This is a genomic window from Janibacter melonis (assembly GCF_020567375.1).
In the GTDB taxonomy this organism is placed as follows: Bacteria; Actinomycetota; Actinomycetes; order Actinomycetales; family Dermatophilaceae; genus Marihabitans; species Marihabitans melonis.
Genome location: NZ_JAJBZM010000002.1, coordinates 1,030,628 through 1,051,652 on the forward strand (window position 1 = coordinate 1,030,628; position 21,025 = coordinate 1,051,652).

General features: G+C 74.7%; 18 protein-coding genes and 1 riboswitch. Of the genes, 9 read left to right on the plus strand and 9 right to left on the minus strand.

Annotated features, from left to right (window positions below):
• Position 1 precedes the first annotated feature (1 nt).
• Entirely contained in the window at positions 2-1,237 is a 1,236-nt protein-coding gene (locus tag LIV55_RS11150) for an MFS transporter (protein WP_229300226.1), read from the minus strand.
• Between the two features lie 325 nt (positions 1,238-1,562).
• On the opposite strand from LIV55_RS11150, the gene LIV55_RS11155 reads away from it, so the two are divergent.
• From LIV55_RS11155 to LIV55_RS11165, 3 genes are all read left to right on the plus strand, one after another.
• Positions 1,563-2,303, plus strand: a complete 741-nt coding sequence (locus tag LIV55_RS11155) for a hypothetical protein (protein WP_229300227.1) — start codon at positions 1,563-1,565, stop codon at positions 2,301-2,303.
• Positions 2,304-2,395: 92 nt separating this feature from the next.
• Positions 2,396-3,208, plus strand: a complete 813-nt coding sequence (locus tag LIV55_RS11160; protein WP_229300228.1) for a crotonase/enoyl-CoA hydratase family protein — start codon at positions 2,396-2,398, stop codon at positions 3,206-3,208.
• A gap of 59 nt (positions 3,209-3,267) precedes the next feature.
• Positions 3,268-4,347 (plus strand): GNAT family N-acetyltransferase, encoded by a 1,080-nt coding sequence (locus LIV55_RS11165; RefSeq protein ID WP_229300229.1) that lies wholly within the window; start codon positions 3,268-3,270, stop codon positions 4,345-4,347.
• 24 nt (positions 4,348-4,371) lie between these two features.
• Here LIV55_RS11165 and LIV55_RS11170 read toward each other — a convergent pair whose 3' ends face one another.
• On the minus strand, positions 4,372-5,622 hold the full coding sequence (locus tag LIV55_RS11170; RefSeq protein WP_229300230.1) for a saccharopine dehydrogenase family protein: 1,251 nt from the start codon (positions 5,620-5,622) through the stop codon (positions 4,372-4,374).
• Positions 5,623-5,745: 123 nt separating this feature from the next.
• The gene (locus LIV55_RS11175) at positions 5,746-6,186 is read right to left on the minus strand and encodes a hypothetical protein (RefSeq protein ID WP_229300231.1); all 441 of its coding nucleotides are present in this window, start codon (positions 6,184-6,186) and stop codon (positions 5,746-5,748) included.
• Between LIV55_RS11175 and LIV55_RS11180 the strand changes: the two genes are divergently transcribed.
• Both LIV55_RS11180 and LIV55_RS11185 read left to right on the plus strand, forming a co-directional pair.
• On the plus strand, positions 6,187-7,428 hold the full coding sequence (locus LIV55_RS11180; protein WP_267492984.1) for a cupin domain-containing protein: 1,242 nt from the start codon (positions 6,187-6,189) through the stop codon (positions 7,426-7,428).
• A 34-nt stretch (positions 7,429-7,462) separates the two neighbouring features.
• Positions 7,463-8,341, plus strand: coding sequence for a ferredoxin family protein (locus LIV55_RS11185; protein WP_123092519.1), 879 nt, complete (start codon positions 7,463-7,465; stop codon positions 8,339-8,341).
• Here LIV55_RS11185 and LIV55_RS11190 read toward each other — a convergent pair.
• Positions 8,318-9,847, minus strand: coding sequence for a metallophosphoesterase family protein (locus LIV55_RS11190; RefSeq protein ID WP_229300233.1), 1,530 nt, complete (start codon positions 9,845-9,847; stop codon positions 8,318-8,320). The genes LIV55_RS11185 and LIV55_RS11190 overlap by 24 nt on opposite strands.
• A gap of 51 nt (positions 9,848-9,898) precedes the next feature.
• Between LIV55_RS11190 and LIV55_RS11195 the strand changes: the two genes are divergently transcribed.
• The gene (locus LIV55_RS11195) at positions 9,899-11,560 is read left to right on the plus strand and encodes an FAD-binding dehydrogenase (protein WP_123092518.1); all 1,662 of its coding nucleotides are present in this window, start codon (positions 9,899-9,901) and stop codon (positions 11,558-11,560) included.
• 130 nt (positions 11,561-11,690) lie between these two features.
• Here the strand turns inward: LIV55_RS11195 and LIV55_RS11200 are convergent, their stop codons facing one another.
• The 5 genes from LIV55_RS11200 to LIV55_RS11220 form a co-directional block, all read right to left on the minus strand.
• A complete protein-coding gene (locus LIV55_RS11200; protein ID WP_229300234.1) occupies positions 11,691-14,492 on the minus strand; it encodes an FtsX-like permease family protein in 2,802 nt (933 codons plus the stop codon).
• Positions 14,489-15,253, minus strand: a complete 765-nt coding sequence (locus LIV55_RS11205) for an ABC transporter ATP-binding protein (protein ID WP_229300235.1) — start codon at positions 15,251-15,253, stop codon at positions 14,489-14,491. The genes LIV55_RS11200 and LIV55_RS11205 overlap by 4 nt, the downstream gene beginning before the upstream one ends.
• On the minus strand, positions 15,250-15,900 hold the full coding sequence (locus LIV55_RS11210) for a PadR family transcriptional regulator (RefSeq protein WP_229300236.1): 651 nt from the start codon (positions 15,898-15,900) through the stop codon (positions 15,250-15,252). Before LIV55_RS11210 ends, LIV55_RS11205 begins: the two co-directional genes overlap by 4 nt.
• A gap of 202 nt (positions 15,901-16,102) precedes the next feature.
• On the minus strand, positions 16,103-17,080 hold the full coding sequence (locus LIV55_RS11215; RefSeq protein ID WP_123092598.1) for an NAD(P)H-quinone oxidoreductase: 978 nt from the start codon (positions 17,078-17,080) through the stop codon (positions 16,103-16,105).
• 41 nt (positions 17,081-17,121) lie between these two features.
• On the minus strand, positions 17,122-17,400 hold the full coding sequence (locus tag LIV55_RS11220; RefSeq protein WP_068271753.1) for a DUF4235 domain-containing protein: 279 nt from the start codon (positions 17,398-17,400) through the stop codon (positions 17,122-17,124).
• 94 nt (positions 17,401-17,494) lie between these two features.
• Positions 17,495-17,599: riboswitch (TPP riboswitch) on the plus strand.
• Here LIV55_RS11220 and LIV55_RS11225 point away from each other — a divergent pair.
• From LIV55_RS11225 to LIV55_RS11235, 3 genes are all read left to right on the plus strand, one after another.
• The gene (locus LIV55_RS11225; protein WP_229300237.1) at positions 17,592-18,713 is read left to right on the plus strand and encodes a thiamine ABC transporter substrate-binding protein; all 1,122 of its coding nucleotides are present in this window, start codon (positions 17,592-17,594) and stop codon (positions 18,711-18,713) included. It overlaps the preceding riboswitch by 8 nt.
• A complete protein-coding gene (locus LIV55_RS11230) occupies positions 18,692-20,356 on the plus strand; it encodes an ABC transporter permease (protein WP_229300238.1) in 1,665 nt (554 codons plus the stop codon). Before LIV55_RS11225 ends, LIV55_RS11230 begins: the two co-directional genes overlap by 22 nt.
• Complete coding sequence (locus tag LIV55_RS11235) at positions 20,356-21,021, plus strand: ABC transporter ATP-binding protein (protein ID WP_229300239.1); 666 nt, start codon at positions 20,356-20,358, stop codon at positions 21,019-21,021. Before LIV55_RS11230 ends, LIV55_RS11235 begins: the two co-directional genes overlap by 1 nt.
• Positions 21,022-21,025 lie beyond the last annotated feature (4 nt).

Consider the following 21,025-nt stretch of genomic DNA (forward strand, 5'->3'; position numbering starts at 1 on the left):
CTCAGCCTGCCGTGCGGGCCGCGACCTGCGCGCGGGTGTCCCGGCGGTGGGCGAGCAGGGACAGGCCGAGGACGAGCAGGCCCGCGGTGGCGAGCAGGGCGCCGACGGCGCTCGGGGCGCGCCAGCCGTAGCCCGCGGCGACGACGAGACCGCCGAGCCAGGCGCCGAGCGCGTTGGCGGTGTTGAGGGCCGCGTGGTTGCCCGCGGCGCCGAGGGTGCGCGCCGACCCGGCGACGGCCATGAGCCGCAGCTGCAGCGAGAGGACGAAGACCGAGGCGCTCGCGGAGGCGAGGAAGACGGCGCACGCGACGAGCACGACGGAGCCGGCCGACAGCGCCACGAGGAGCAGGGCGACGGCGAGGGAGAGGGCCGACCCGGCGACGGTGCGCAGCACCGAGCGGTCCGCGAGCCGTCCGCCGGCGATCGTGCCGATGACCCCGGCGACACCGAAGACGAGGAGGTAGAGCGGCACGCTCGACGCGCTCACGCCGGTCTCCTCGCGCAGCATCGGCGAGATGTAGCTGTACATCGAGAACATGCCGCCGAAGCCGATGGCGCCGACGAGGAGCGTGAGCCACACCTGCAGCGAGCGGAAGGCGCGCAGCTCGGTGCGTACGCTCGCCCCCTCCTCGGGGGCGAAGTAGGGCAGCGTGAGCAGGACGAGGACGGCCGTGACGAGCCCGACGGCGGTGACGCCCCAGTACGCGCTGCGCCACCCGAGCTCTTGCCCCATCCACGTCGAGACGGGCACGCCGACGACGGTGGCGAAGGGGATGCCGAGCATGATCTGGCTCACCGCGCGCCCGCCGCGGCCGGGGGCGGCGAGGTCGACGGCGACGATCGAGGCGACGGCAAAGAAGGCGCCGTGCGGCAGCCCGGCGAGCATCCGGGCGCCGAAGAGCACGGGATAGCTCGTCGCGAGCGCGCTCAGGGTGTTGCCGACGACGAAGGCGGCCATGAGCGCGACGAGCATCGCGCGCCGCGGGACGCGCGTGCCGAGGACGGCGATGGTGGGAGCGCCGACGACGACCCCGATCGCGTAGGCGGAGATCGTGTGGCCGGCCTCGGGGATGCTCACCCCGATCCCCTCGGCGATCTCGGGCAGCAGCCCCATGGTGACGAACTCGGTCGTCCCGATGGCGAAGCCGCCGAGGACGAGGGCGGTCATCGCGGCGCGGTGGGCGGTCGGTCCGAGGGCGGGGGGCGAAGGGGGAGCAGGGGGTGCAGCGGTCGTCACCGCAAGATTCTCCCCCCTCGCGAGGTGCGCGGCGAAACCGTCTCGGGCGGGCAGCCGGCGCCACCTGCTCGTGACGGGTGGGTATTTCTCCCCATCGACGGTGCCACCTGCACCTCCATAGCGTGGGTGCAGCGCCCCACGGGGGAGGCGCCGCGCCCGAGGCGGGACCAGCAGGGGAGGTCCCGCCTCGTGGTGTGCCCCCTGTCGCCGGTCGAGGGAGGAGGGTGAGCCCCCGCACGCAGGCCCGTGCCGACGCTGGGCAGACGCGCGAATACCGCTGGTCCGTGGGGTCATCCGCGGGTTGGGCTGTGCCACGATTACCCGCATGTCACACAACGCAGGGGGCCCCTCTGGCCCGAACGTCCCTCCGCCCCCCGGTCAGGGTCCTGGCGGTTCTTACGGCGGCCCGCAGGGCCCCGGCGGCCCTGGTGGTCCGGGTCAGCCCTACGGCGCCCCGCAGGGTGGCGCCCCCCAGAAGAAGAGCAAGACCGGCCTCATCGCCGGGATCGCGGGCGGCATCGCCCTGATCCTCGTGCTGTGCTGCGTCGGCGGCTTTTTCCTCTCCCGCGGTGACGACGACGAGTCGAGCTCGACGAGCACGAGCGCCGCCTCGACGAGCGAGAGCCCCAGCGAGTCCGAGACCTCCTCGGAGAGCCCCAGCGAGTCCGAGACCTCCTCGGAGACCCCGAGCGAGTCCGAGACCCCGAGCGAGACGAGCAGCGACACCGGCTCCGGCTCCGGCGGCGACATCAGCCTGCCCTCCGAGTTCGACGGCTGGAAGAAGGTCGACACCAGCGTCAGCGCGCCGGCCGGCGGCCAGGTCGGTGCCTACACGAAGGGGTCCGAGGCCCTCTCGATCGTCACCATGGGCGAGAGCCCGGGCGTCATGGACAGCTTCGAGGGCCTGTGGTCGAACGAGGAGAAGGTCGGGGACACGTCCTGCGGCAAGTACTCGAACCAGACCCAGTGCGCGAAGGTGCAGGACGGCAACATCATCCTCATCACGCACAGCGGTGACGCGAAGACCACGGCCGGCTACCTGGACGACTTCATCGCCGCCCTCTGACCGACCGCCCGTCTCGACGGCCCTCGCCCCTCCCGGGCGGGGGCCGTCGTCGTGCCCGCCGACCCGCGGCACCCACGTCATAGGCTCCCGGCATGGCGACCTCTCACATCCGCACCACCCGTGACGGTGGCGTGGCCACCGTCGAGCTGCACCGGCCCGACAAGCTCAACGCGCTGACGCTCGACATGCTCGACGGCCTCGTCAGCACCGCCCACGAGCTCGGGCGCGACCGCTCGCTGCGGGCCGTGATCATCGCCGGCTCGGGCGAGTCCTTCTGCGCCGGGCTCGACTTCGCGACCGTCATGTCCGACCGGGCAGGTCTCTGGCGCGCCTTCGCCCCGCGGCCCTGGCGGGGGACGAACACCTTCCAGGAGGCGTGCTGGGCCTACCGCCGTCTGCCCGTGCCCGTCGTCGCCGCCGTGCACGGCAACTGCCTCGGCGGCGGGCTGCAGATCGCGCTCGGCGCCGACTTCCGGGTGACCACGCCGGACGCCCGCTGGTCGGTCCTCGAGGGTCGCTGGGGGCTCATCCCCGACATGAGCGGCATCCAGTCGCTCTCGGAGCAGGTCGGCAAGGACGTCGCGAAGCGCCTGACGATGACCGCCGAGGTGCTCGACGGGCAGCGGGCGGTCGATCTCGGCCTGGCCAGCGAGGTGGCCCTCGACCCGCGCGAGCGCGCCGGAGCGCTCGTCGACGAGCTGCTCACCCGCAGCCCCGACGCGCTGGCGTCGGCGAAGCGTCTCTTCGAGGGCACGTGGCACCGCGGGCCGCGGCACACCTTCGCCCGTGAGCGCGTCGAGCAGCTCGGTCTGCTCGTCGCCGCCAACACGCGGCGGGCGCGCTCGGCCGCCTTCGCCCGCACGACCCCGGAGTACGCCGACCGGGGACGCCGGCTGCTGCCCTGACCCGCCCGGATGGTGCACGCGCCCCGCACCGGAGGAGGGTGCGCTGGGAGACTGGGTCGGTGACCTCACCTCACCTCCCCATGCCCGACCTCGCCCCCGGCCTGCACGTGGTGCCCCCGACCCACGACGACGTGGCGGCGCTCGCGGCCCTCGCGACCGCGCAGAGACGGGCGGTGACCGGCAGCGGGTCGGTCGGCGTCGACGAGGTCGCGATGGAGGTCACGGGCATCGGGTCGTGGACGCGTCGCCAGCTCCTCGTGCGCGACGGCGAAGGGGAGGACGCCCCCGTCGTCGCGTGGGCGAGGGTGCACGACCGTGCCGCCGGCCGGACCAACGTCGAGCTGACGGTCGCGCCCGACCGGGCGGACGGCGACGAGATCGCGGCGGCCCTGCTGCGCTGGGCCGAGGAGGTCGGCGTGGCCTTCGCCGCCTTCCGCGGGCTCGGGGGCACGCTGCTCGACGTCAGCGTGCGCGCCGACGACGAGACCTACCGCCGCCGCCTCGAGGCTGCCGGGTACGAGGCGGTGCGCACCTGGCTGCAGATGAGCCGACCGGTGACCGAGGACGACGCCGGGCTCCCCGGCCCGCGCGAGGGGGTCGTCGTGCGCCGGGTCGCCACCCACGAGGACGGCATGCCGGTCGCCGAGGACGTCCAGACCGTGCACCGGATGCTCGAGGAGTCCTTCGCCGACCACTTCAACTCCTACCGGGAGTCCTTCGCGGAGTTCGTCCAGCGGCAGCGCGAGGCGACGGGTCACCGCTGGGACCACTGGTGGATCGCCGAGATCGACGTCGACGGGCAGTGGGTGCCCGGGGGCGCGGTCGTCTCCTCGGTGTCCGGCCGCGACGCCGACGGCCGGGTCGGCAGCTATGTCGACTACATCGGCGTGCACCGGCTGGCACGCGGGCGCGGGGTCGCGAAGGCCCTGCTGCACACCGTGATCCGCGACGCGCTGGAGCGGGGCCGCAACCGGGTCGCGCTCGAGGTCGACGCCGACAGCCCGACCGGTGCCGACGGGCTCTACGAGTCGATGGGGTGGGCCACCGCGTACCGCACGACGTCCTTCCACCGGCACGTGGAGGTGCCCGGGGCGGACGCCCCGGTGCCAGTGGCCAAGCCGATCGACGACGAGGGCTGAGCCCGCCGCACCGATCGGCTCGGCTCAGTCCTGCACCTCGAGCTCGAAGTCGAAGCCGCGCAGGCGCTCGGCGAGGGGCTCGGCCATCGCGGCCGCGGGGGTGAGCACGCCCCCGGGGCTGTCGAGCTCGTCGAGCGCCAGGCACAGCGCCGCCTGGCCGAGCATGATCGCCGTCCCGTTGTACCCGGGGTCGTAGGGAGCGCCCACCCGGGTGCGCACCTGCTGCCCGCTCGTCGTGCCGGCGACGACCTCCATCGCGAACATGCCCCGCTCGCGGGTCTCCTCGCTCGGGCCCTCGCCGGGCTCGGGGAGCACGCGGTCGAGGACGGCGCGGGTGGGGCCGAAGGCCATGCCCCCGGCCACCCCGAGCAGCCCGGCGGTCATCGCGACGGCCTTGAGCGGCGCGGTGCGCGAGCGTCCGAAGTCGCTCACCTCCTGGTAGCGGAAGTCGCGCCCGTAGGCGTAGCCGAGCAGCGCGTTGGTCCGGCGCACGACCCGGGTGTTGTACGACGCCATGACGAAGGGGCCCGTCCACCGGCCCTCGTCGGTGCGGCGCACCGGGATCGCCCGGGTGACGCGGGAGAGGGGAGAGGACCCGCCCCGAGACCTCGGGGCCGGCTCGGCTGCCCGGTCGGGGGACAGCCCGTAGGGGTCGGCGACGGTGCGTCGGGCGGTCTCGTCCTCGCGGGCGGCGATGGCCTGCTGGCGCATCGAGTCGATCGTGCCGCCGCTCAGCCCGCCGCGCATGCGCCGCACCGACAGGGTGGTCGTCGTCAGCTCGCCGAGCCCGCGCTCGCGGGCGGCCTCGGCGGTGAGCCAGACCCCGAGGTCCGAGGGCACGGAGTCGAAGCCGCAGGACGGCACGATGCGGGCTCCTGTGCGCCCGGCGAGCTCGTGGAAGGCGTCGGCCACGTCGTGCACGAAGAGCACCTCGCCGGTGAGGTCGGCGTAGTGGGTGCCGGCCTCGGCGCACGCTCGGACGACCTCGCGGCCGTGGCGGGCGTACGGGCCCACGGTCGTGGCGAGCACCCGGGTCCGGGCGGCCAGTGCGTCGCACGCGGGTCCGTCGGAGGCGTCGAGGACGACCCGCTCCCACTCGGCGGCGACCCCGCCGAGACGCTCGGCGACCGCGTCGAGCCGGGCGCGCGAGCGACCCGCGAGGGCGACCCGGAGGCCGGCGGGTGCGTGGTCGCGCAGGTGGGCGGCGGTCAGCTCGCCGACGAAGCCGGTCGCGCCGAAGAGGACGACGTCGAGGTCACGGGTGGTCGAGGCCATGACGCGACCCTACGCGGGCGAATTTCGGGGGAGCGCAAGACGCCTCCACGAGCTGCTGAGCAGGTAGAACGGCAGGGCAGGGATCCCCTGACCGGCCCGAGGAAGTCCCCGCGGGCCCCCGCTTCAAGGAGGACGAGCATGACTCAGCCGAACGACGAGACGGTGCCCTCGGACGCAGCCCTCGGCGGTGTCCCGACGACCAGCGGTGACGGCGGCGCGGACGGCGGTGCCGATGGTGGCGCCGACGGCGGCGCGACCCACGGCCCGGCCGACGGCGGTGCCCACGGCCCCGCGGACGGCGGCGCCGGTGCGGGTGGCGACGGCGGTGCTGACGGTGGAGCCGATGGCGGTGCCGATGGTGGCGCGGACGGCGGTGCCGATGGTGGTGCTGACGGTGGAGCCGATGGCGGTGCCGACGGCGGCGCGACCCACGGCCCGGCCGACGGCGGTGCCCACGGCCCCGCGGACGGTGGCGCCGGTGCGGGTGGCGACGGCGGTGCTGACGGCGGTGCCGATGGTGGCGCGGACGGCGGCGCCGACCCCGTCGCACGTGGTCTCTGACATCTGTCGGTGAGCACCCCGACCTCGGGCCGGGCCGGTCAGGTGACCGGCCTGGCCCGACTCATCCGTACCGGGCGTGACGACTTCGCCCGGGATCACTGGGGCCGCGGGCCCCTGCTGTCCACCGCCGACCAGCTCGGCGGAGGGGGCTTCGACGGCCTCCTCGACGAGGACGCGGTCGACGAGCTGCTGACGACGCGGGGTCTGCGGACCCCCTTCGTCCGGGTGGCGAAGGCGGGTCGCACCCTCCCCGAGCGCTCCTTCACCGGACCGGCCGGTGTCGGCGCGAGCATCACCGACCAGGTCCGTGACGACGAGCTCGCGCGGCTCTTCGCCGACGGCCACACGATCGTCATGCAGGCTCTGCACCGCACGTGGGAGCCGGTGATGCGACTCGTCCAGGAGCTCTCGGACGACCTCGCGCACCCCGTCCAGGCCAACGCGTACATCACGCCGCCGCAGAGCACGGGCTTCTCCGCGCACTACGACGTGCACGACGTCTTCGTCCTGCAGATCAGCGGCGAGAAGAGGTGGCGCATCCACGCCCCCGTCCTCGTCGACCCCCTTCGCACCGAGCCGTGGGACCAGCGCGGCGACGCCGTCGCCGAGCAGGCGACGGGCGAGCCCGCGCTCGAGGCCACGATGCGGCCCGGTGACGTCCTCTACCTCCCGCGCGGGTGGCTGCACTCCGCGACCGCTCTCGGGGGCACGAGCACCCACCTCACCCTCGGCGTGCACACCTGGCAGGGCGGGCACGTCCTCGACGCCCTCGTCGACCACGCCCGTCGCGCCGTGGCCGACGACCCGCGGGTGCGCGCCTCGCTGCCCCTCGGCGTCGACCTCGGCGACCCGCACGCGCTCTCCGGCACCCTCGACCACGTGCGCGACGCCCTCGTGCGCGCCGTCCAGGAGGTGCCCGACGACGTCCTCGCGCAGAGCCTGCTCGGCCGGTCGCACGGGTCGCGCCGGGCCGCCCCCGTCGCGCCGCTGCGCACGGCGCGCGACCTCGCCGCCCTCGAGCAGGACCCGACGGGCTGGGTGCTGCGTCGGCGCGACCACCTCGGCGCCGTGCTCGACGGCGGCGTGCTGCGCAGCCGCGCCGGGACCGTGACCGTCGCCGCCGACGACTCCGCCTGCGTCACCCGTCTGCTCGACGAGGGCGTCGTCCCCGTGGGCGACCTCGGCGTCGACCTCGCCCGCCGTCTCGTCCTCGCCGGTCTGGCGACCCCGGACCGGGCGGCGTGACGAGGGCGGGAGCGCGCGGCCTAGGCTCGTGCCGATGACCCTCACCCCTGCCGACCAGCGATGGCGGTGCTCGGTCGCCGCCCGCGAGCGCGACGACGCACCGATCGGCACGGCGGTGCCCGCCCCCCGGTGGATGCTCGTCGGGCACCCGGGCCCTTGGGCCGAGAAGGCCGCACGCACCGATCCCGTGGCGGGGGTGCGCCCGGCTCTCGTCTCTCGGCTCGACGCCGTCGGGGCGCGGCTGCAGCTCATCCGCCCGCACGGCCGGTCCGAGGACTTCCAGGCCCCGTGGCCGGTCTTCCTCGTCGACTGCACGACGGGACGGATCGGGCGCTACACCTGGTCCGAGCCCGAGGATCTCGTCGAGATCGCCGCGCACTTCGCCGAGCTGCCCGAGGTCTGCACCGACCCCCTGGTCCTCGTGTGCTGCCACGGCAAGAAGGACGTGTGCTGCGCGGTCGAGGGGCGTCTCGTCGCCCGTGTCCTCGACGACATGCTGCCCGGGTCGGTGTGGGAGACCACCCACCTCGGCGGTGACCGCTTCGCCGGCAACCTCGCGATCCTCCCGGAGGGCTCGATGTACGGCCGGGTCGACGGCACGAGCGCGCCCGAGGTCGTCGTCGGTCATCTCGACGGGGTCGTCGACCTCGAGCGGTGGCGGGGCCGGTGCACGTGGAGCTCGCCCGAGCAGGTCGCGGTGCGCGACGTCCTCGCCGGCGGGGTCCGTCTGGCGGACGTCGCCTCGGCCCGGGCGAGCGCTGCGGGCCGGCACGAGTGGGACGTCGTCGTGAGCGCCGGGGGCGAGGAGCACGTCCGCCGCGTGCGGCGCGACTTCTCCGAGCCGCGGCGGCTGACATGCGGTCTCGACCTCGCGGTCATGGCGCAGTGGTCAGTCGCCGAGCGGGCGCACTGACAGCTCGCCCGTGCCGCAGGTGCGGCCCTCCGCCGGAGGCTCCATGATGCGGGCCGCGTTGAGCACCGACACCCGGTCCAGGCTCGGCCGGCCCTCGAGGACCGAGCGGTAGAGGTAGCGCGTGAGCGTCTGCCCGCGGCACTGGTCGTCGATCGTCAGCAGGTCGAAGGAGCTCGGCTGGCCGACGAGCTCCTGGTCGGCCTCGTCGAGGCGGAAGTGCGAGAGCGTGCCGCCCCCGGTGAAGGTGCCGAGAGCCACCCTGTTGCCGTCGACGTCGGGGACGTGCCCGTGGCCGTGGACGCGCAGCCGGCCGGGGGCGTCGGCGAGGGCGGGGGCCTCGTGGGAGAGCGTCAGGTCCGGCGGCTCGGCGTCGCCGAGGGCCTCGACCCATCGGTCGCGGGCGGCCTCCTGCGGCTCCGTGCTGCCGTCGTCGGCATCGCCGTAGTACCGCGGGTCGCCGAAGCCGGCGATGCGCACACCGCCGACGTCGGCGAGGGCGTAGCTGCCGTCGCCCGGGTCGGGCAGGACGACGTTGTCGACCATCGACAGGGCGTCGAGGAGCGCGGTGTCGTCGGCGGATGTCGCGTCGTGGTTGCCGCGGACGAAGACGTAGGGGACCCCGAGCGACTCGATGCCGCGGGTGATCCGGGAGAGCCGCAGCTCCTCGACCCGGCCGAGGTTGACGAGGTCACCGGTGTCGACGACGACGTCGACGTCGCGCTCCTGCACGATCGTGCGCATGAGCGCGTACTGGTTGGAGGCGTGGATGTCGGAGACGAGCAGCACGGTGACCGCCGGGCGGGTGGCGATCTCGGTGGGCGTGTACTCGCTGCCCAGCGCGGCCGACAGGGCGAGGAGGTTGCGCAGGTAGGGCGCGGCCTGGCCGGCCCGCTCCTCGACGTCGGTGAAGAGCGAGGCGTTGTCGGCGGCCAGGCGCAGCAGACCGGTCGTCTCCAGCGCGGCGAAGCGCTCCTCGCGGTAGGTGCTCGCGGCGCCGATGCCGACGGCGGCGCACGTGAGGCCCCACACGAGCGCGGTGCCGACGACGGCCCGGGCCCCAGGTCGGCGGCGCCTCCACAGCGAGCGCACGGCGAGGACGGCGCCGGCGCCGAGCAGGGCGCCGCCGGCCATCCGCAGGCCCACGCCCACCGCGGCCTCCTCGATGACCCGGGCGCGCTCTGCCCCGCCGACGACGAGCTCGGTCGTGCTCACCCGGCCGCCGGCCACGACGTCGGTGACCTCCTCGCGGATCTGCGGCTCGACCTCGATGCCGGGGGCGAGGCCCGTGAAGTCGGCCGAGACGCTCCCCACGACCGTCTCGGCGCTGATCGAGGAGCGCTGCTCCCACGACGGCGACAGCCGGACCTGCGCGGAGTAGTAGTCGGTGCTCACCGTCGTCGGGAGCAGGACCGTCGTGACGACGCCCGTCACGAGCGCGACGAGCGCGGTGACGACGGCGGTGAGGACCACCCCGCCGACGCGGCGCACGGCGAAGGGGGACGGCATGGCTCGATGGTACGAAGGACGCCCCGGGTTACCCGCGGGTAGGATCTGGCCATGGATGCAGACGTCGTCGTCGTCGGACATGGCCTCGCCGGTCTCGTCGCCACCGCAGAGCTCGCCGACGCCGGTCGCCGGGTGCTCGTCGTCGACCAGGAGCCCCGCTCGGGCATCGGCGGCCAGGCCCACTGGTCCTTCGGCGGGCTCTTCTTCGTCGACAGCCCCGAGCAGCGCCGGATGGGCATCTCCGACAGCCACGAGCTCGCGCTCGCCGACTGGATGGGCTCGGCCGGCTTCGACCGGCCCGAGGACCACTGGCCCCGGGAGTGGGCGCAGGCCTACGTCGACTTCGCCGCGGGGGAGAAGAGGTCGTGGCTGCACCAGCAGGGCATGCGCTTCTTCCCGCTCGTCGGCTGGGCCGAGCGCGGTGACGGCACCGCGGACGGGCACGGCAACTCCGTGCCTCGCTTCCACATCACCTGGGGCACCGGACCCGGGGTCGTCGCCCCCTTCGCCGAACGGGTGGCCGCGGCCGAGCAGGCCGGTCTCGTCACCTTCGCCCACCGTCACCGCGTCGACGAGCTGCTCGTCGACGGGGGAGCGGTCACCGGGGTCCGGGGGGTCGTCCTCGCACCCGACGACCACCCCCGTGGCGAGAGCACGAACCGCGACCCCGTCGGCGACTTCGAGCTGCGCGCTCCCGCCGTCGTCGTCGCGAGCGGCGGCATCGGCGCGAACCACGACCTCGTGCGCGCGGCCTGGCCGCAGCGCCTCGGCGAGCCGCCGCGGCGGATGGTCACCGGGGTCCCGGCGCACGTCGACGGGCGGATGATCGCCATCACCGAGCAGGCCGGCGCGCGGGTCATCAACCGCGACCGGATGTGGCACTACGTCGAAGGGGTGCGCAACTGGGACCCGATCTGGCCTGGCCACGGCATCCGGATCCTGCCGGGGCCGAGCTCGATCTGGCTCGACGCGACCGGCCGCCGGCTGCCCGCGCCTCTCTTCCCCGGCTACGACACCCTCGGCACGCTCGCCCACCTGCGCCGCACCGGGCACGACCACTCGTGGTTCGTCACCAACCGCACGATCGCCGGCAAGGAGTTCGCCCTGTCGGGCTCCGAGCAGAACGCCGACCTCACCGGCCGATCGGTGCGCGCGGTCGCCCGCCGACCGGTGACCCCGGTGCCGCCGTCGGTCCAGGCCTTCCTCGACAAGGGCGTCGACTGGGTCCAGGCCGACTCGCTCGACGAGCTCGTCGCGCGGATGGGCGAGCTGCGCGAGGAGGGCGAGCCCGAGCTCGACGTCGAGACCGTGCGCCACGAGGTGCTCGCCCGGGACGCGCAGGTCGGCAACTCCTTCAGCAAGGACGCGCAGCTCGCGGCGATGGCGGTCGCCGGGCGCTACCGCGGTGACCGGCTGAGCAAGCGGGCCTACCCGCCCCACCCGATCACCGACCCCGCCCGCGGCCCGCTCGTCGCCGTGAAGCTCCACATCCTGTCGCGCAAGACGCTCGGGGGCTTCGAGACCGACCTGTCCGCCCGGGTGCTCGGCCACGACGGCGAGCCGATCCGCGGCCTGTACGCGGCGGGCGAGGCGGCGGGCTTCGGCGGCGGCGGGGTCCACGGGTATCGCGCGCTCGAGGGCACCTTCCTCGGCGGGTGCATCTTCTCCGGCCGCACCGCGGGCCGGGCGATCGCCGGCGAGCTCGCCGACTGACGCCGCCCGGGTCGAGGTGATGCGGTGCGTCCGGACGCACGACATCACCTCGACCGAGGCTGATCCCCCTTCGCCCCCTGACCGAGGAGGGCGGCTCGGCCCCCTGCGCCGGGCCGCCCTCCTCGGCGGTCTAGGCCGTGCGCCGGGTCGCGTCCGGGGCCCGGCGGATGCCGGCCGCGGCGATGGCCCCGGCGAGGAGCGGCACGACGACGAGCACGACGAGCAGCGGCAGCCACGGGATGACGACGATCGGCGAGGCCACCACGGAGGTGCCCTCGACCGGGTCGAAGGACGTGCCCGTGAGGGGGACCGTGAGGGCGATGCCGGGCACTGCGCCGACGACCACCCCCAGGCAGACCCCGACCACCGCGAGGGCGAAGGTCTGCGCCCCGGCCATCCACCGGCGGGTGCGCCGGTCCGCGCCGACGGCCGCGAGGGTCGCCTGGTCGCTCTCCTGCTCCGCGAGGCTCAGCGCCGTCGACGTCGTCGTGACGACGAGGAGCACCGCGGTGAAGATGCCGAGCAGGATCGCGATGATGAGGAAGAGCGGGTTCTGGTAGCCGCTCTCGACCTGCACCCCGCCGGTGTCGCCGACCTCGGTCTGGACGCGGTCCGCGACCTCCTGGCTCACCCCGTCGTCGCTGTGACCGACGAGCGTCCCGGTGACGAGGGGCCAGCCCGCGTCGTCGGCGACCTCGTCGGGGACGAGCAGGGTGAACCCCAGGCCTCGAGCAGCGTCGTCGTCGGACTCCGGCAGGTGGACGACCGGGAGGCGGGTGGCGCTCGTGCGGCCGTCCACCTGCGCGGTGCCGGTGTCGCCGTAGCGGACGTCGCCCCGGGTGACGGTGATCTCGCCGTCGCGCACCGCCCCGGCCGTGCGGTCGCCGCCGAGGAGGACGGCAGCGCCCGACCGGACCTGGCTCGCCTCGTCGCCGTCGAGGTCGAGGCGGCGCACGATCTCGTCGGCGGGCAGGACGGCCAGACCCGAGGCGTCGGTCAGCGACAGGCTGCCGGAGACGGAGGCGCACCGGCCGCCCTGGGCGTCCGCCGTCGCGTCAGCCGCCTGCTCGAGGGTGCACCCGGGGGGCAGGAGCTCGAGGACCGGCTGCGCCGCATCGGGGTCGGAGTCCTGCGAGCCGGGCGTGCGCGCCGTCGCGAAGGTGACGCCGGGGGCGATCTGGCCGGCGCGCGCGATGACGGCTTGCAGCGCGTCGGGCGAGGCGTAGGCGACGAGCTCGCCGGGCAGCGCGGAGGCGAGGTACTCGCGGCGGGACTGCTCGTCGTCGCTCGCGGTCGCGACGAGGGTCATCGTCAGCACGGCGGTGCCGGCGAGGATCGCGGCCACCGTCGGGGCGCTGCGGGAGCGGTGCCGGGCGAGGTCACGCGTCGCCATCCGCAGGGGCAGCGGCAGCCGGCCGCCGATCCTGGCGAGCAGGTGCAGGATGGTCGGGACGACCATGAGCGCGCCGAGCACGAGCGCGAAGGCTGCCGCCGCGATGACGAGGGCAGACAGCTGGCGCAGGGCGCCGCCGATGACGCCGGTGCCGCCGAGGAGCACGAGCACGAGGCCGAGGACGAGCATCCACCGGCTGGGCGGCGGGGGAGCGTGCTGGCCCTTCATCACCCCGACGACGTCGAGCCGCGACAGGCGCTGCGCGGGCATGAGCGCCGCGATGACCGACGACAGCACGGCGAGCGCCGCGATGGCGAGGACGGCGAGCACGGGCACCTCGAAGGGCCCCATCGGCCAGCCGCGGCTCACCGAGATCCACTGCGCCAGGCCCCAGGCGCCCGCGACGCCGAGCCCCGCGCCGATCACCGAGCTGAGCCCGCCGAGGACGACGGCCTGGGCGAGCACGCTGCGGCGCAGCTGGCTCGTCGTCGCGCCGTTGCTCGCGGCGAGCGCGAGGGTGCGGCGCTGACGTGCCGCGCCGACGGCGAAGGCCGGTCCGACGAGGAGGGTGACGACGAGGACGAGCAGGACGCCGCCGATGACGACGATGTCGGTGACCTGGCCGTCCTGGGAGCTCTGCTGCGCGGCGATCGTCTCGGGCAGCTCGGACGTCGACGGGGGGTCGAGCAGGACGGCGGCGCTGGTCACGGCGAGGCCGTAGCCGCCGAGCCGGCGCACCTCCTGCCAGCCCATCGGCTCGTCGCGGTCGACGAACCACGACACGGGAGACCCGGAGCTCGCCGGACCGAGGTCGGTCGTCACGGCGTCGTAGATGCCGCCCCACGTCGTGTAGGCGCGGACCGTGCCGACGACCTGGACGGTGCGGGTGGAGTCACGGCCGTCGACGACCTCGACGCCGCCCGACTGGGGGATGCCGCGGTCAGCCACGGTGGGCGAGACGAGGATCTCGTCGGGCGAGGTCGGCCAGCGGCCGGAGAGCAGCTCGACCTTGTCGCCGAGCGCCTCGGGGTCGGTGACGCCGAGGGCGAAGAGGCGCGGGGTGCGGTCGCCGACGCGCATCGCGAGCTCGCGCTCGGTCCACGAGATGGCGCGCCCGCCGACGAGCTCGCCGATCGCCGCGGCGTCGCTCTCGACGTCGGTGCCGTCGTCGTACCCGGGGATCGGCGCCGCGGCCTCGTCCCGCGCGCTGAAGCCCTCGGAGTCCGGCGACGGGCCCTGGTCGATCGCGGACGCCTCTGGGGGCCGGACGAGTGCCGTCGTGCCGCCGACCTTGTACTGCACGTCCTCGGACATGCTGATCTGCTGCGTCGCGCCGAGCGTGAGCGCCGCGCAGATGAGCGCGGTGGGCAGGCCCACCATGAGCAGGACGACGAGGCTGCGCCCCCGGTAGCGGCCGACGTCGCGGCGGGCCATGCGCAGGGCGACGCGCCAGGACGAGACGAAGGTCCCCGTGGGGCGCTCGCCGACGCTGCCGCGCTCGGGCAGGGTGTCGCGATCGGGACGGGTCAGCGTGCTCACGACGCGTCTCCGGGGAGCAGGTCCTCGACCCGGCCGGGCTCGCCGGTCGTGTCGACGACCCGGCCGTCGCGCAGGAAGACGACGCGGTCGGCCCACGCGGCGTGGCGGGCCTCGTGCGTGACGAGCAGGCCCGCGACGCCCTTGTCGCACCGGCGACGCAGGATGCGCAGGACCTCCTCGCCGGTCTCGCTGTCGAGGGCACCCGTCGGCTCGTCGGCGAGGACGAGGCGACGGCCGCCGACGAGGGCGCGGGCGATGGCCACCCGCTGCTGCTGACCGCCCGACATCTGGTCGGGGTAGCGGTCGGTGAGCTCCTGCAGGTCGAGCATGCCCAGGGCCTCGCGGGCGGCGCGGCGACCGGCGCGCACCCCCACCCCGTCGAGCTCGAGGGGGAGCGCGACGTTCTCGCCCGCCGTGAGCGAGGGGATGAGGTTGTAGTCCTGGAAGACGAAGCCGACGCGGCGACGCCGCAGCTCGGCGAGCTGGCGCGGCCGCAGCTGGGCGACGTCGTGGCCCTCGATGATCACCTGGCCGCTCGTCGCCCGGTCGAGGCCGCCGGCGAGGTTGAGCAGGGTCGACTTGCCCGACCCGCTGGGGCCCATGACGGCGACGAGCTCGCCGGGCCGGATCGCGAGGTCCACCCCGCGCAGCGCGCTCACCGCGGTGTCGCCCTCGCCGTGCGTGCGGGTCACCCCGCTCAGCTGGAGGACCGCCCCCTTCGAGTCGGTGCGGGTGTCCCTGACCTGCGCCGTCGTCGTCATCGCTGCTCCCCTGCTCGTGCCGAGGCCGCCGCGGACGCGGGGGCCGTGCTGCTCGTGCCGCCGTCGGGCGGCGGCGTGGCCACCGGGCCACGCGGTCGGACCCGCTCGCGGGCGAGGCGCGACTCGACGTGGTCGAGCCAGCGCACCTCCGACTCCGCGGCGAAGATGAGGTTCTCGACGACGAGGAGCCAGGCGAGGTCGTGCCGGCCACCCCTCGTCGGACCCGACTCGTGCTGGTCGAGCGCGCTCTGCTTGAGACGGGTGAGGTCGCGCAGGTGGCGCAGGCTCGCCGTGCGCTGGGTCTGGACGAGGGTCGGCACGTCGACGCCGGGCGCGGTCACCGCGAGGGCGAGCTTGATGACGAGCTCGTCGCGGGGGCTGCTGTCGCGGACGACGGGCGTGCCCCACCAGCGCAGGACGTCGGTGCGACCCTCCTGGGTGAGGCGGTAGGTGATCCGCCCCTCCTCGTCGGGGGCGTCGGCCTGCTCGACGAGGCCGTCGCGCTCGAGCCGGGCGAGGGTCGTGTAGACCTGCCCGATGTTGAGCGGCCACGTGCCGCCGGTGCGGGCCTCGAACTCCGCGCGCAGCTGCGCACCGTACATGGGCTGCTCGTCGAGCAGTGCCAGCAGACCGAGCCGGACGGACATGAGGACCTCGTATCACCGGGGCGAATACTCGGTATGCATCGCCGGTGCGGTGAAGATATACCCGGTATGCGCCCGGCGGCAAGCGGGTCGTCCGGTCGGCGCGTCCTCGCGTCCGACGGGCCCGGGTACGGCTCTCCCCCTCCGCCCGGCGGGGGCGAAGGGGGAGATGAGGGGCGCCTGCAGCGGCGCGGCGAGCCGGGGCTCAGGGCACGAGGAGGACCTTGCCGATGTGCTGGCTCTCCTCGAGCTCGCGGTGCGCGTCGGCGGCGCGCTCGAGCGGGTGGGTGCCCTGGATGACCGGGCGGAAGACGCCGTCCTCGATCAGGGGCCACACGTGCTCGCGGACCGCGGCGACGATGGCCGCCTTCTCCGCGGCGGGCCGGGCGCGCAGCGAGGTCGCGATGACCGCGGCCCGCTTCTTCACGAGCGACCGGAGGTCGAGCTCGGCCTTCGCGCCACCCATGAGGCCGATGTTGACGAGACGGCCGTTCGTCGCGAGAGCGTCGATGTTGCGGGCGAGGTACTTCGCGCCGATGTTGTCGAGGAGGACGTCGGCGCCGTGGCCGTCGGTCTCCTCCTTGAGCCGCTCGACGAAGTCCTCGTCCTTGTAGCTGATGAGGATGTCGGCACCGAGCTCGCGGCAGGCGTCGAGCTTGGCCTGCGAGCCGGCGGTGACGGCGACGCGGGCGCCGGCGGCCTTCGCGAGCTGGATCGCCGTCGTCCCGATGCCGGAGGAGCCCCCGTGGATGAGCAGGGTCTCGCCGGGCTGGAGGACGGCGGTCATGAAGACGTTGCTCCACACGGTGCAGACGACCTCGGGCAGACCGGCCGCGTCGACGAGCGAGACGCCGGCGGGCACCGGGAGGACCTGGGTCGCCGCGACGGCCACCGCCTCGGCGTAGCCGCCCCCGTCGAGCAGCGCGCAGACCTCGTCGCCGACGGCGAGGCCCTCGACCCCTTCGCCGATCTCCGCGACGGTGCCGCTCACCTCGAGACCGGGCAGCGGGGAGGCCCCGGGGGGCGGCGGGTAGGCGCCCTTGCGCTGGAAGAGGTCGGCACGGTTGACCCCGGCCGCGGCCACGTCGATGACGACCTGACCAGGACCGGCCGCGGGGCGCTCGACCTCCGTGACCTGCAGGACGTCGGGCTCTCCGGGCTCAGTGATCTCGATCGCGCGCATCATGGGCCCCACCCTACGGACGGGGCCCGGACGCGGGTCGCTCAGGCGCCGCCCTGCTGCATGTCCTTGGGGAGGTGGCCGGCGGAGCGCTGGTAGAGCTGTGCGGCCTTGCGGGTCGCCATCGTGCGGGCCAGGCCCATGGCCAGACCGGCGAGGGCGGCGTAGACGAGCGCCTCGCCGACGGGGCTCTCGGGGTTGCGCGGGTCGATGTCGACGTCGCGGCCGGCCTTCTTCCAGGCGGCGGTGACGACCTTGTTGGCGATCGTGCCCGCGGCGATGGCCAGACCGGTGCCCAGGACCTTCCAGAGTGCGTTGCCCATGACTTCCTCACCTCGACGTGCGTTGCTCACGACCGCCCGACCTGGGCAGTCGTGCCTGCCTTCGGCACTCTGCCACAGCCTGGGCTATCCTCGGCCCGTACGACAGGGGAGCGCTGAGCAGCGCTGAGAGTGCGGGTAGCCGCAGACCCTCCGACCTGATCCGGTTCGCACCGGCGTAGGGAGTCACGAAGATGACCCGATCCACCCGTCCCGTCCGCCTGCTCGCGCTCGCCGCGACCGGGCTGAGCCTCGCCGCGTGCTCGCTGAGCTCCGGCACCGACAGCGGGAGCGGCGGCGAGAGCTCGTCCGCCGGCTCCGGCAGCAGCACCACCGCGGCCTCAAGGTCGTGCGAGCCCGGCAGCACCCTCACCGTCCTCGCGCACGAGAGCTTCTCGCTGCCCGAGGAGGTCACGGCAGACTTCGAGGAGGAGACCGGCTGCACGGTGGAGGTCGTCACGGCCGGTGATGCCGGCCAGGTGACGAACCGCCTCGTGCTCACCAAGGGCAGTCCCGTCGCCGATGTCGTCTTCGGCATCGACAACACCTTCGCCGGGCGAGCGGTGAGCGAGGGGGTCCTCGCGCCGTACTCGCCGCAGCTGCCCCCGGGCGCCGACCAGTACGCGCTCGAGGGCGAGGGCGCCGACGTGCTCACCCCCGTCGACTTCGGCGACGTGTGCGTCAACGTCGACGACGCGTGGTTCGCCGCGAAGAAGATGGACCCGCCGAAGACCCTCGACGACCTCACCGACCCCGCGTACCGCGACCTCTTCGTCACGCCGGGTGCGTCGAGCTCGAGCCCCGGTCTCGCCTTCCTCCTCGCGACCGTCGCGGCGAAGGGGGAGGACGGCTGGCAGGACTACTGGCGCGACCTCATGGACAACGGCGCGAAGGTCACCTCCGGCTGGTCCGACGCCTACGGCGTCGACTTCACCGCCGGCGAGGGCAAGGGCGACCGCCCGGTCGTCCTGTCCTACGCGAGCTCGCCGCCCTTCACCGTGCCCGAGGGCGGGACCGAGCCGACGACCTCGGCCCTGCTCGACACGTGCTTCCGCCAGGTCGAGTACGTCGGCGTCGTCGCCGGCACCGAGCAGCCGGGCGGTGCCCAGGCGCTCGTCGACCTCATGGTCGACCCGCAGGTGCAGTCCGGCATCCCCGAGTCGATGTACATGTACCCGGTCTCGGGCGAGGTCGAGCTCCCGCGCGACTGGGCCCGGTGGGCGAAGGTCGCGCCCGAGCCCTTCGAGGTCGAGCCCGCGACGATCGAGGAGAAGCGCTCGACGTGGGTGCGCGAGTGGACGGACCTCACCTCCTGAGACGCGCGGGGTCACCGGCTGCGGCCGCGGCACTGCTCGCGCTGCTGCCGCTGGCCTTCCTCGCGGTCTTCTTCGTGCTGCCGCTGCTCGGCATGCTCGGGCGCGGCTTCGTCACCGACGGGGCGCTCGACCTCTCCGGCGTCGGTGACGTCCTCGGCCGGTCTCGCACGGCCCGGGTGCTCGCCTTCACCGCCGGCATCTCGACGCTCGCGACGGCGGTGACCCTCGCGCTCGGCGTCCCGACGGCCTACGTCCTGCACCGGCTGCGGGTCCCCGGCGCGGGCCTGCTGCGTGCGCTCGTCGTCATGCCCTTCGTCATGCCGACGGTCGTCGTGGGCGTGCTGTGGCGCGGGCTGCTCGCCTCGTCCGGCCCGCTCGGCGTCCTCGGCCTCGACGGGTCCTGGGTGGCGATCCTGCTCGCGATGGTCTTCTTCAACGTCGCCGTCGTCGTGCGCACGGTCGGCGCCGCGTGGGACGGGCTCGACCCGCGCACCGCCCAGGCCGCTGCCGCCCTCGGCGCCTCGCCCGGGCACGTCCTGCGCACGGTGACGCTGCCCGCCCTTCGCCCCGCCGTCGTCTCGGCGGCGAGCGTCGTCTTCCTCTTCTGCTCCACGGCCTTCGGCGTCGTGCTCACCCTCGGCGGGCTGCGCTACGCGACGGTCGAGACCGAGATCTACCTGCTGACGACCTCGCTGCTCGACCTGCAGGGCGCGGCGGTGCTCAGCGTGCTCCAGCTCGTCGTCGTCGTCACCCTGCTCGTCCTGTCCGAGCGGACGCGCAGCCGCGCACGCGGGGTGCGACGGCGCTCCCGGGCGAGCGTCCCGCGCGTGCCGGTCGCCCGCCGCCACCTGCCCGCTCTCGTCGTCGCCGCCGTCGCCGTGCTCCTCGTCCTCGCCCCGCTCGTCGGTGGCGTCATCCGCTCGTTGCGCCGGGGGTCGACGTGGACGCTCGCGAACTACGCCCAGCTGACGAGCGAGGTGCCCGGCACCGGGGCCTCGGCCTGGCACGCGCTCGGCACGTCGTGGCGGATCGCGGTCGACGCGGCGCTCCTCGCGCTCGTGCTCGGACTGCTCGTCGCCCTCGCCGTCACGAGGCGCCCGCGCTCGCGGCGGGGTCGCTCGTGGCTCGCCGCCCTCGACGCGACATTCATGCTGCCGCTCGGCGTCTCCGCGGTGACGATCGGCTTCGGCTTCCTCATCACCCTCGACCGCCCGCCGCTCGACCTGCGCTCGACGCCGCTGCTCGTGCCCGTCGCGCAGGCGATGGTCGCCCTGCCCCTCGTCGTGCGCACCATCGCGCCGGTGCTGAGAGACGTCGACCGCCGTCAGGGCGAGGCCGCGGCGACGCTCGGGGCGGGCCCCCTTCGTGCCTGGGCGACGGTCGAGCTGCCCGTGCTGTGGCGCCCGCTGCTCGCGGCCGTCGGCTTCGCGCTCGCGGTCTCGCTCGGCGAGTTCGGCGCGACCGCCTTCCTCGCCCGCCCCGACGAGCCCACCCTGCCGGTGCTCGTCTACACGCTCATGGGGCGGCCCGGCGCCGAGGCGCAGGGCGGCGCGATGGCCGCCGCCGTCCTCCTCGCCGCGGTCACCGTCGCCGTCATGGGCCTCGTCGAGCGGCTGCGGCTGTCCTCCGTGGGGGCGTTCTGATGAGCGAAGGGGGACCCGGCCTCACCCTCGACGGCGTCACCGTGCGCTTCGGCGCGCTGACCGCCGTCGACGACGTGAGCCTGCACCTGCCGACCGGGCAGGTCCTCGCCGTGCTCGGTCCCTCGGGCTGCGGCAAGTCGACGCTGCTGCGCGCCGTCGCCGGGCTCGAGCCGCTGGCCGCCGGGCAGGTGCGCTGGGACGGGTCGGACCTCGCGACGACGCCGACGCACCGGCGCGGCTTCGCGATGATGTTCCAGGACGGGCAGCTCTTCGGGCACCTGTCGGTGGCGCGCAACGTCGGCTACGGCCTGCGGCTGCAGGGTCTGCGTGGCGCCGAGCTCGCCCGTGAGGTCGACCGGCTGCTCGAGCTCGTGGGTCTGTCGGGGCGCGGTGACGACGACCCGCTGACCCTCAGCGGCGGGCAGCAGCAGCGCGTGGCGCTGGCCCGCGCGCTGGGCGCCCGCCCCCGGCTGCTCCTGCTCGACGAGCCGTTGTCCGCGCTCGACCGCGAGCTGCGCGAGCGCCTCGCCGCCGACCTGCGCGAGGTGCTCGTCGAGACGGGCACGACCGGCGTGCTCGTCACCCACGACCACGCCGAGGCCGAGGTCGTCGCCGACGACGTCGTGCGGATGGCCGACGGCCGCCTCGTCCCCCCTTCGCCCTGACCGG